This window comes from Saccharopolyspora sp. NPDC002686, assembly GCF_040295745.1.
Taxonomy (GTDB): Bacteria; Actinomycetota; Actinomycetes; order Mycobacteriales; family Pseudonocardiaceae; genus Saccharopolyspora; species Saccharopolyspora oryzae.
This window is the reverse complement of the sequence record NZ_JBEOVY010000278.1, coordinates 1-10,676: the sequence shown is the minus strand read 5'-3', so window position 1 is coordinate 10,676 and position 10,676 is coordinate 1. Positions and strand designations below refer to the sequence as shown.

Annotated in this window: 10 protein-coding genes; 1 reads left to right on the top strand and 9 read right to left on the bottom strand. The window is 69.7% G+C overall.

Features of this window, described 5'->3' with window-relative positions:
• Positions 1–123: 123 nt before the first annotated feature.
• From ABTZ89_RS28775 to ABTZ89_RS28765, 3 genes are read right to left on the bottom strand one after another with little or no spacing between them, the layout of a single operon-like run.
• Positions 124–1,044 carry a fumarylacetoacetate hydrolase family protein gene (locus ABTZ89_RS28775; protein WP_351050459.1) on the bottom strand — a complete coding sequence of 307 codons (921 nt, stop codon included), beginning with the start codon at positions 1,042–1,044 and terminating at the stop codon, positions 124–126.
• Entirely contained in the window at positions 1,041–1,823 is a 783-nt protein-coding gene (locus ABTZ89_RS28770) for a cyclase family protein (protein WP_270953919.1), read from the bottom strand. Before ABTZ89_RS28770 ends, ABTZ89_RS28775 begins: the two co-directional genes overlap by 4 nt.
• Positions 1,824–1,881: 58 nt before the next feature.
• Positions 1,882–3,483, bottom strand: a complete 1,602-nt coding sequence (locus ABTZ89_RS28765; protein WP_351050455.1) for a CocE/NonD family hydrolase — start codon at positions 3,481–3,483, stop codon at positions 1,882–1,884.
• An 82-nt stretch (positions 3,484–3,565) separates the two neighbouring features.
• Here ABTZ89_RS28765 and ABTZ89_RS28760 point away from each other — a divergent pair, with 82 nt between their 5' ends.
• Positions 3,566–4,177, top strand: coding sequence for a TetR/AcrR family transcriptional regulator (locus ABTZ89_RS28760; RefSeq protein WP_351050452.1), 612 nt, complete (start codon positions 3,566–3,568; stop codon positions 4,175–4,177).
• Positions 4,178–4,331: 154 nt separating this feature from the next.
• Here ABTZ89_RS28760 and ABTZ89_RS28755 read toward each other — a convergent pair whose 3' ends face one another.
• The 6 genes from ABTZ89_RS28755 to ABTZ89_RS28730 all read right to left on the bottom strand — a co-directional run bounded on the left by ABTZ89_RS28755 (position 4,332) and on the right by ABTZ89_RS28730 (position 10,401).
• Positions 4,332–5,015, bottom strand: a complete 684-nt coding sequence (locus ABTZ89_RS28755) for a shikimate kinase (protein ID WP_351050449.1) — start codon at positions 5,013–5,015, stop codon at positions 4,332–4,334.
• 112 nt (positions 5,016–5,127) lie between these two features.
• A complete protein-coding gene (locus ABTZ89_RS28750) occupies positions 5,128–7,197 on the bottom strand; it encodes a M28 family peptidase (RefSeq protein ID WP_351050447.1) in 2,070 nt (689 codons plus the stop codon).
• Between the two features lie 264 nt (positions 7,198–7,461).
• Positions 7,462–8,037 carry a 1,2-dihydroxy-3-keto-5-methylthiopentene dioxygenase gene (locus tag ABTZ89_RS28745; RefSeq protein ID WP_270953926.1) on the bottom strand — a complete coding sequence of 192 codons (576 nt, stop codon included), beginning with the start codon at positions 8,035–8,037 and terminating at the stop codon, positions 7,462–7,464.
• A complete protein-coding gene (gene mtnB / locus ABTZ89_RS28740) occupies positions 8,034–8,660 on the bottom strand; it encodes a methylthioribulose 1-phosphate dehydratase (RefSeq protein ID WP_270953927.1) in 627 nt (208 codons plus the stop codon). Before mtnB ends, ABTZ89_RS28745 begins: the two co-directional genes overlap by 4 nt.
• Positions 8,657–9,376: an acireductone synthase gene (gene mtnC, locus ABTZ89_RS28735; RefSeq protein ID WP_351050442.1), complete on the bottom strand. Its 720-nt coding sequence runs from the start codon at positions 9,374–9,376 to the stop codon at positions 8,657–8,659. The genes mtnB and mtnC overlap by 4 nt, the downstream gene beginning before the upstream one ends.
• A complete protein-coding gene (locus ABTZ89_RS28730; protein WP_351050440.1) occupies positions 9,373–10,401 on the bottom strand; it encodes a s-methyl-5-thioribose-1-phosphate isomerase in 1,029 nt (342 codons plus the stop codon). The genes mtnC and ABTZ89_RS28730 overlap by 4 nt, the downstream gene beginning before the upstream one ends.
• Positions 10,402–10,676: the final 275 nt, after the last annotated feature.

Below are 10,676 nucleotides of genomic sequence, written 5' to 3'. Positions count from 1 at the left end.
CTCGGTGTATGCGGCGACCCGGTCGCCGACTACGGCCGAGCTGTTCCAGGTGCTTCGCGGCGCGGCTCACCGCGTCGTCGAGTTCGCGATACGTGGATCGACGGTCATGGCGGGGCCTCTCCTTCAGCGTGAGCGGCGAGCAGAGGGAACGTCGTGCAGGGGCGGGCCGGCGATCACGGTGTTGTGGATGGTGCCGATTCCCTGCACGGTCATGCGGACGGTGTCGCCGATGCGCAGTGGCGGTGGTTGCCGGTCGCCGCGCCATCCCCACAGCTCAGCGAGGCAGCCACCGCCGCACGTGCCGGAGCCGAGCACGTCACCAGGCCGGACCCAGGTGCCGCGGCTGGCGTAGGCGATCAGCTCGGCGAAACTCCAGGCCATGTTCGCCAGGGTGTCGCCGCCGATGCGGGTGTCGTTGACGAAGACCTCCATGGCGAGGTCGTACCGGCCGCCGCTCTCGTAGCCGGCCAGCTCGTCCGGGGTGACCAGCACGGGGCCGAGAGTGGTGGCGGTGTCCTTGCCCTTGGCCGGGCCGAGGCCGACGCGCATCTCCCGGCTCTGCAGGTCGCGGGCCGACCAGTCGTTGAGGATGGTGAACCCGGCGATGTGGTCGGCGGCTTCGGCCACGGACAGGTTGAAGCCCGCGGTGCCGATCACGACCGCGACTTCGAGTTCGAAGTCCAGCACTTCGCACCCGGGCGGCATCGGGACCGGTGCGCCGGAGCCGATCGCCGCGTGCGGGTTGGTGAAGTAGAAAGCGGGTGCTTCGTACCAGGCGTCCGGGACCTCGCTGTTCCCGGTGATCGCGCGGAGCGAGCCGGCCGTGTGCTGTTCGAAGGTGATGAAGTCGCGGATGCTGGCGATCGGCGCCGGGACGGCGATCGACGCGGTCTCGTCCCACGGCAACCGCCGGCCGGCCGCCGCCGGATTCCTGGTCGTGAGCACCTCGAAGACGTCGGCGGTCTCGTCGAGCAGATCGATGCGGTCACCGTCGACGACGCCGAAGCGCCGCACACCGTCGACGAGCAGGGAACCGATTCTCATGCAGCGTCCTCGTCGAAGATCGCCACCGCGCGGGTCCATCCTGCGGAAGCTCGATGGATCTTGACCGGGAAGCAGGCGACCTGGAACCCGGTGGCGGGGAGGTTCTCCAGGTTGTGCAGCTTCTCGATGTGGCAGTAGCCGATCTCGCGGCCGGCTCGGTGGCCCTCCCAGATGATGGAGGCGTCGCGGTCTCGGGCGTAGCGTTCGGCGGTGAACCGGAACGGGGCGTCCCAGCTCCAGGCGTCGGTGCCGGTCACCCGCACCCCTTGTTCGAGCAGGTGCAGGGTGGCGGCGCGGCCGACTCCGCAGCCGGAGCTGACGTAGTCGTCCTGGCCGTAGCGGGTGCCGGCGCGGGTGTTGACCAGCACGATGTCGAGCGGGCGCAGCTGGTGGCCGATCCGGTCGAGCTCGGTGTCGATGTCGGCGGGGGTGACGACGTGGCCGTCGGGGAGGTGGCGGAAGTCCAGCTTGACCCCGGGCTGGAAGCACCAGTGCAGGGGGACCTCGTCGATCGTGATGGCCCGGTGTCCTCCGTCCATGGTGGACGCGTAGTGGTAGGGGGCGTCGAGGTGGGTTCCGGTGTGGGTGGTGGCCTCGATCCGCTCGATCGCCCAGCCCTCGCCGTCGGGCAGGTCCTCGGCCGTCGCGCCCGGGAAGAAGCGGAGCATGTCCGGGACCGACTGCTGGTGGTCGAGGTAGGTGATCGAGGGCCTGTGGCCGGGTGGATCGGAGGCGATCCCGCCCTGTAGCGGGACCGAGATGTCTACGAGTTGTCGCATGGGCGACTCCTTCCGGGCTCCCGGGCGGGCCAGCGCGGGTTTGCGTCGGTGCGCATCTTCATCGCGGGATGACGGGGACGAGCAGGTGGGAGGCGTGGTCACCGCCGAGGTGGATGGTGGCGGTGGTCGCCGGGCGGCGGAGATCGGGGTGGTCGTGGGTCATGAAGCCGAGGTCGCTGTCCCCGGTGACCAATTCGAGGCGCAGCCGCTCGCCCGGGGCGAGGGTGATGCTGGTGGGCCAGATCTCGACCTCGAGCAGGGTCGGCTCGCCGTGCACGAGGGGGATCTCGCGGGTGTGGGTGTGCCACGGCCGGTGCGGCAGGGACCGTCCGGGGTCGGTCTCGCGGTGTGAAGCCCTGAGCCAGCCCATCGTCATCGGAACCGGGTCGCCCTGGGGGCCGACACCCGGGATCGGCTCGCCGTCGGCGCCGATGTGCTGCACCCGCGCGAAGACGTCGAGGTCGTCCTGCTCGGCGCTGAGCCACAGGCGCAGCGCCACCGGACCGGTCAGCTCGAGCGGCTCGGACACCGGCGCGGTCTCGAAGCTGGCGGGGTAGGCCACCGTCGCGGCGTCTGCGGGCGGCTCCCAGTCGAGAACGCCGTCGCCGAGGTGGAGCTCGCGCCACTGCGTCTGCGGAAGCGGGAAGTCCATGGCGTCGCGCCAGTCGACCTCGCGGCCGCGCCGGATCGCCAGTCGCACCGGGGCCACGCCGTCCATGCGGTCGGGCTGGTCCTTGAGGAAGCGGTCGAGGAAGCGCAGCTGCAGATCCAGCGCCCACTCGGCGTAGTAGGGATCGATGTGGGTGCCGGTGTGCACCACGAGCCACTTGTCCCGCGACGCCGCGCGGGCCCAGCCTTCGATGTTGCCGCGCAGGTGCACGTGCAGAGCGCCCCAGTTGCCGGCCGACAGCACCGGCACCGTGACGCGGTCGAGATCGACGATGCGCGCGTGGTGGTAGTCGTCGAGCACGGGACGCTGCGGGAGCACCTCGCGCCAGTCGTCGCCGTCACTGCCGTTGCGCTGGGGAGTGATCTGGCGGTTCCACCAGAACTCGACGAACCCGTGGGCGTACAGGCCGCCCTGGTAGATGAAGTCGCGGTAGAAGTCGTTCGCGCCTTCCCAGGCCACGATCGCGGCGAGGTGCGGTGGCTGAAGCTCCGCCACCCGCCAGCCCATGATCGCAAGCCAGGAGATGCCGCTGGAGGCCACCTTGCCGTTGGACCACGGCTGTTCGGCCGCCCATTCGACGACGTCGTAGAAGTCCTCGGAATCACCTGGGCCCATCAGGTCCATCCGGCCGGGTGACTTGCCGGTGCCCCGGGTGTCGGCGCGCAGTACCGCGTAGCCGCGGGCCGTCCACCACTCGGGGTCCGGGGTTTCCCAGACCATGTGCTCGTTCTGCGGCACGAGCTCGTAGAGCGGGTAGCGGTCCGGCCAGTGCACGTCCTTGCCGTACGGGCTGATCGACGCCAACACGGGAAAGGCGCCGTCGTCGTCGGGCAGGAACACGTCAGCCAGGATCGGCGAGCCGGTGCGGGTGGGGACCTCGATGTCCCGTTCGATGCGCATCTCAGTACTCCTGTCGGTGGGCAGGCGGGCCGGGTTCGGGGCCGCCGCGCCGGCGACCACGTCGTCCGTGTCGCGGGCATCCGACGCCACCGTTAACGCCAGTCCACTTGCGTCAGGAGTATGTCCACTCGACCGCGCTAAAGCAAGAGGACTTGTATTAGGATCGGGTCCTGTGAGTGATGTTGACGTCCGGCGACGGCCTGGTGGACGGTCGGCGCGCGTGCGCGCTGCTGTCATCGAGGCCACCAACCAGCTCCTGCAGGACCAGGGCCTGACCAGCCTGACGGTGTCCGAGGTAGCCCGGCGCGCGCAGGTGAACGAGACGTCGATCTACCGACGGTGGGGCACCCGCGAGAACCTCATCATCGACGCCCTGCTCGCCGACGCGGCCGAACAGCTCCCAGTGCCCGACAGCGGGACTCTTCGGGGCGATCTGATCGCTTACTCAACCGCGCTCGCGAGATACTTGACCTCGCCCGCCGGCAACGCTCTCGACCGAGCGCTGGCCTCGGCCGGCGACGACCCGGCCACCCGGCGACTGCGCGACCAGTACTGGGACGCCCGCTACGCCCAATCCGGCCAGATCGCCACGCGGGCGATCGAACGCGGAGAGCTACCCGACACCACCGACCCCCGCTTCGTGCTCGAGATGCTCGTCGCGCCACTGCACTTCAGGATCGTGCTCACCCGCGAGCCGCTCGAACCGGACATGCCCGCCCGCATCGTCGACGCCCTCCTCCAAGGGCTCGTCACGGCCGTCGACCCTCGCAACCGCGACGGCTGAACAACGCACCGGCACCCGCCCGACGGCCACCGCAACGAGAAGCCTGTAAGGCTGGCTAGCGAAGCCGCTGGGCAAGCCATATCCGCCCGTATTTCCCCGAGTACTACGGGGACCCCAACCCGGCGGCACCCACCCGCGCCGACACCGCCCCGGATCAGAGCCCGAACGATCGAGCCACTCGCCGGACCAGGTCGTCCTCGCTCATCGTGGTGTCGACCTCGACGGCGGACAGCTGCAAAGCCCCCGTTTGCGCGCGGAGGCGGTCGGTGAACATGCGATCGCGCTCGAGCAGGTTGCGCAAGGCCCGCTCCGGATCACTGGTCTTGCCGGCGATGGCCCACGTCGAGCCCCGGCTGTCGATCGCGGCCCGGCGGAACTCGGGCGTCGGGAGCAGCCAGATCGCGCGGTCGGGCCGGGCCAGGAGGGGCTCGACGAGGTGCGGCAGCAGCCGGAAGCCCTCGACGATCACACCTTCCTCGCCCGGCAGGCGCAGGAGATCGTCGACGATCAGGCCGAAACCCTCGCCCCGAAACCAGTGGAACGTCTCCAGCATCGCCTCCGGAGACCGGTTCAACCACCGCTGGTCCATGTCCATGGCCTGGAACTCGCTGAGGAACGGGCAGTCCTCAGCAGTGGACCGGCGGGCGTGATCCGACATCACCTCATCGGTGTCGTAGACGCGCAGGCCGTGCCCAGCCGCGATGCGACGAGCGATGGTCGACTTGCCCGCGCCGGTGCCGCCACCGATCCAGTAGACGTGCCGCAACCGCTCCCGCAGCGCTGCGATGTCGGCAGCCGGTCCGCGCAGTCCCGGTGGCATCCGGGACGGATCGTTCACAGCGGCTCCTCAACAAGTGCGTCGGATGACTACTGCGCTGATCACCGAGGTGCTGGCCTCGCGGAACGCGTCTGCCCGCCTCCCCGGGCGGGAGGCGGGCAGACCGAATGCGTCACTCCACAGCGTTCCGGGCCGCATCAGCGGCCTCGCGCAGCGAATCGACGAGCAGGTCCCGGTACTTCCCGGCCGTCGCGGCATCCCCGGCAGCGATCGCGTCATCGATCGCCGACAGCGGCTGCACCGCATAACCGGTGTACAGGCCCGGCGCGTAGATCATGTGCTTGAACCAGTCACGACCGGGCAGACCCTCCTGCCGGGTCAACGCGCGTTCCTGGGCGATCAGCGCCTCGTTGATCGCCTCGGCGCGATCACCGGTGGCGCTGCGGGCCTGGCCCTCCAACTGCTTGGCCGCCGCTTTCCACTCCTGAGCCGCGGCATAGGCGGGGGAGAGGTCCACGACCTGCCGGCCGGCCTGCTTGCCGTCCAGATCCCGCAGATGCCCGTCGACCGCGGTCGCGTAATCCGAGTAGACCATCGGCGCGACGGCCGAACCGGCCATGCGCAACGCGAAAGTGCCCGCGTACGCGGCGGACACCTCGTGGTACCGGTAACCCGGATCGAGGAATTCGCGCATCATGTGCAGATCGTCGTAGGCGCTGTGGTACTCGCCGCTCGGCGTCGACGTGCCGAAATCGGCCGAGGCGATGCCGAGGTGGTCCAGGAACGCCGTGTAGTCCGACCCGCTGCCCAACCGCTCCGGCACCGGGTTCTGCTGAGCCGACGCCTGCTGCCAGTTCCGGTACAGCGTGCCGTGCTCGGGATCGCTGACGTCCTTGGCGATGTCGGTCAGCACCCCGTCGAGCGCTGGAACCGAGCTGGCGGAGAAGTTCTGACCACCGCCCGCACCGTCCATGTTCAGGTACACCACGGCGTTGTCCAGCAGGTCGGCGCGGTGCTGCTCGACCCACTCGGTCGAACCGAGCAGACCGTACTCCTCACCGTCCCAACCGGCCAGCACGATGGTGCGATCCGGCTGCCAACCGCGCTTCTGCATCTCCGACATCGCGCGAGCGGCTTCCATCACGGTGGTCCACCCGGCCACGTCGTCCTTGGTGCCGTAGGTCCACGAGTCGAAGTGCGCACCGAGCACGACCTTCTGCTCCGGGTGCTTGGCGCCGGGGATCTCCACGATCACGTCGTTGACCGGGGCCTGCCCGTAGTCGATGTCCAGGTCGAGGTTGACCTCGGTCGGCCCCGGGCCCACCCGGTACTGCATGTCCAGACCGCCCTGCCACTCCTCCGGCGCCACCGGGCCCTGCAAAGCGGCCAGCAGGTGCTGGGCCTGGCCGTAGGAGATCGGCGTGGTCGGCACCGTCGTCATGTTCTCCGCCTCGGAGGGATCCAGGCGCTGGGCGTCCGGTGTGGACGGTTCACCGGGCGTGAGCGGATCGCCCGGGTACTGGAAGATGTACTGCACGCTGCCGCGCTGGATCCCGTCGGCGTTGCGCCACGGACCGTCGGGGTAGACCGGGCCCTTGGTGAACCCGTCGTCGGCCGGATCGGAGTAGATGATCACGCCTGCGGCGCCGTGCTCTTCGGCCACCTTCGACTTCACGCCGCGGAAGCTCTGGCCGTACCTGACCAGCACGATCTTGCCGCGCACGTCCACGCCCATCTCCGCGAGCTTCGCGTAGTCGCCGGGCAGGCCGTAGTTGGCGTAGACGACGTCGGAGGTGACATCGCCGGGCGGTGAGTAGGCGTTGTAGCCGACCACGACGTCGTCGAAGTTCTCCTGCCAGGGGAAGGGCGGTTCCTTGACCTCCAGTTCCCGCCGCTCGGGACCGGTCATGGTCACCGAGATGTTCTTCGGGCTCGAGGAGTAGACGTCGTAGCTCTCCATCCTCGGCTTCAAGCCCCACTCGGTGAGCTTGTCCATCGAGTACTGCGCGCGGCGCGCGGAGCCGGGAGTGCCGACCATGCCCGGATAGGTCGACATCTCCTCGCTCAGCTTCGCCGCGCTGTCGGCGCTGACCTCCTGCTGCAACGCACGCTCCCACAGCCGCAGGTCGTCCGGTGGTGCGGCGGACGACGTCTGCGCGGTGAACCCGGCGACGAGCACGGCGGCCAGAGCCGCCGAACCGAGCATCCACGCGCGGCGTCGGAGCGGTGTGTGCTGGGACATCCGTCCTCCTGATGCCGTGGCATACAGTTAGCAAGACGAAAAGTACAAAGGCGAACGACACCGCACAACGCCCACCACCCGTTTGCCACCAGCAGCGCGAATGCCCCGCAGCAGCGGGAAAAGCCTCCCTCGGCACAGCAGCCGCGAGCTACTGCACGGGAAGCGAGATCCTCGTCGACGGCGGGATGCTGACCGGACCGGGCTACTTGAACAGCAACGAGCGCCGGGCGCGGCGAACAACCGCACCCGGCGCTCGGCCCCGACTCAGCGGGAGGCCATCAGCTCGTCGAACGACGGGAAGCGCTCGGCGGTGTCGGTGTCGCAGAAATCGCCCACCCAGCCGTCCTCGTCGTGGAAGAACCGGATCGCCACGAAGTCCGGGCGGGTGCCCATGTCGAACCAGTGCGTGGTGTTGGCCGGCACGCTCAGCAGATCCCCCGCCTCGCACAGCACCCCGTACACCTCGTCCTGCAGGTGCAGGTAGAACACCCCCGCACCGCGGGCGAAGAACCGGTCCTCGTCGTCGTCGTGGGTGTGCTCGGACAGGAACTTCTCCCGCGCTGCCTTGGCCTGCTCGGCCCACTGCGGGTCCTCATCGCGCGGCGCCATCACCGCCGCGTCGACCTTGATGTAGCCCTCGGCGTCGATGACCCGGTCGACCTCCGCGCGGTAGGCCTCCAGCACCTGCTCCGACGTGGCATCGGCGGGCAGCTCCTTGAGGTCCCAGCGCTCGAAGCGCACCCCGAAGGGCTTGAGGGCAGCCGCGATCTCACCCGGATCCTCGGTGCGCACCCGCACCGAGCCCGGATCGGTGTCGGGCCACACGGTCAGCAACGTCATGCCACAACCTCCTGGAATCCGTTTGCGGCCAAGGTGAACTGGAACAACCAGTCCAAGCATTCCGTGCGGTGCCGGGCCTGCACCAGGTCCCGGCCCCACACGTACAACCCGTGGCGAGCCACGACCACCGCCGGCGTGGCCGCGTCGAAACCCGCCTCGAAAGCATCGCCGAGCACCCGCATGTCCTGGCTGTTGGACACGACCGGCACCGTCATCACGTCGTCATCGCGACGCCCCAAGCCCTTGAGCATCTCCAGGTCGCGCAGCACCACACCGTCCGGCCAGCGCTGCCCGGCCACCACCGCCGAGAGCATGTGCACGTGCACCACCGCACCCGCACCGGCCACCGCCGCGATCCGCGCGTGCAACCCGGCCTCGGCCGAGGGCCGCTGATCCGGATTGGGCTGGTCGGGCACCGCCGCACCCGCCTCGTCGACGACCACCACGTCCGAGGCGCGCAGCTCGCCCTTGTCCAGGCCGCTGGCGGTCACCGCCAACCGCAGCGGATCACGCCCCAACGTCACCGACAGGTTCCCCGACGTGCCGCGCATCCAGCCCAGACCCGCCATCCGCGCCGACTCCGCGGCCAACGCCGCCCCGGCCCGCTCCAACTCGCTGCTCATGCGACCACCTCAAGCTCGACCTCGTCGAACGACGACACCACCGGATGCGAACCGAAATCGGCGTCGGCGAAAGGCTCCCCGGCCCGCGCCAACCCCACCGCCTGCCACCCCGCCGCCGCAGCACCGTCCAGCTCGGCGGGCACATCGGAGAAGAACACGGTCTGCCCCGGCTGCGCACCCAACTGCCCGGCGATCGCCTCGTAGGAAGCCCGCTGCTTCTTCGGCCCGGCGTTGACCGTGTCGAAGTGCCCGGCGAACAGATCCCGCAGATCCCCGGAGGTGGTGTGGGAGAACGACGCGACCTGCGCGGCCACCGACCCCGAGGAGAACACCGCCAACCGCGCACCACGCGACCGCCAGTCCCGCAGCGCCGGAACCACATCGGCGAAGTAGTCGGTGGTCAGCTCACCCCGGGCGTAGCCCTGCGACCAGATCAGCCCCTGCAACGTCTTCAACGGCGTGGCCTTGCGATCAGCATCCATCCACGAGTGCAGCACCGCCACCACCGCATCGGTGTCGGCATCGGCGCCCAACCCCGCCTCGGCCTTGACCTGCTCGACGGCCTCGACCACCACCGGATCGTCACCGTGCTCGCGGATCCACGACCCCAACCGCGGCCGCGCGTAGTCGTAGAGCACCACGTGCACCTGGCTGGTGGCCGTCAGCGTCCCCTCGATGTCCAGCACGACCCACCGGGCCGCGACCTGCACGCTCACCGCGCTCCCTCCCCGAAGTACTCCGAGAGCCGATCCGGCGCGAACGCCCCGCGATCGGTCACCACCGTGGTCACGAACCGCGGGTCGGTGACGTCGAACGCCGGGTACAACCCGCGCACCAGCTCGGTGGCGCTGCGCCGCCCCAGCGTGTGCAGCACCTCATCACCATCGCGGTACTCGATCGGCACATCCGCCCCGGTCGCCGAACGCGGATCCGGCGCGTGGCACAACGCGTGGAACGGCACCCCGAAGGTGTGCGCGGCCACCGCGTGCTGCAACGTGCCCACCTTGTTGATCACGTGGCCGTCCATGGTGATCCGGTCGCTGGCGGTCACCAGCGCATCGATCTCCCCGGCGCGCATCAGCGACGCGGGCATCGCGTCGGTGACCAGCGTGGTGTCCACGCCCATCTCGGCCAGCGTGTGCGCGGTCAACCGCGCGCCCTGCAGGTACGGGCGGGTCTCGCTGCACACGAACGACGGCTGCTTGTCCTGCTCCAGCAACGCCTCCACCAAACCCACCAGGTACAGATCACCCCAGCAGTGGGTCAGCACCCGGGCGCCCCGGGACAGCAGCTGCGCACCGGCGCGGCCCATCTCCCGGCTGCGACGCCGGTAGTCGGCATCACCGGCCTGTGCGCCCTCCAGCGCCGCGGCAGCGACGTCGTCGCGCCCGGCCACCGCTGACATGACCCACTCGACCGCCTTGCGCGGCTGGTCGTTGGTCGGGCGCGTGGCGATCAGCCGATCACCGGCGACCTGCAACCGCTTGCGGGCGGTGTCGGGATCGTCCTCGGTGGTCTCGCGGGCGGCCAGCACCATGCCCCACAGCACCGCGAAGTAAGGGCCCGAGGACTGGGTCACCATGTCCTCGATCGCCACAGCGACCTCTTCGACGGTTCGGGCGTGCACCCAGCGGTGCTCGAACGGGAACACCCTGCGGTCCAGGATGTGCACCCCGTCCTCGGCCAGTCGCACGCTGTCGGCCAGCGTCGCCGAGCCGGGGTGCGCGGAAGGTGGCGGCATGAATTCCTCGATGAAAAAGTGCGGTTCTCTCCACCGCCACACTAGTCAGCCCCGTCCGCAACCGGGCAAACCAACCCACATCGCGGGAGCCACCAGCACGCGTTGTTAAGGTGCGAGCACCGCCCCCGATCCGGACGCGCTGCGCAGGCCCGGCGATCCCGCACCACGCCATCCGCGCGTCGCCCCCGCAGCGTTCGCACCGGAAGGCACCCCTTGATCGACTCCCGCCCCACCGGCACCGGCCCCGTCCTGCAGGTCGACGACGTCGACGTCGT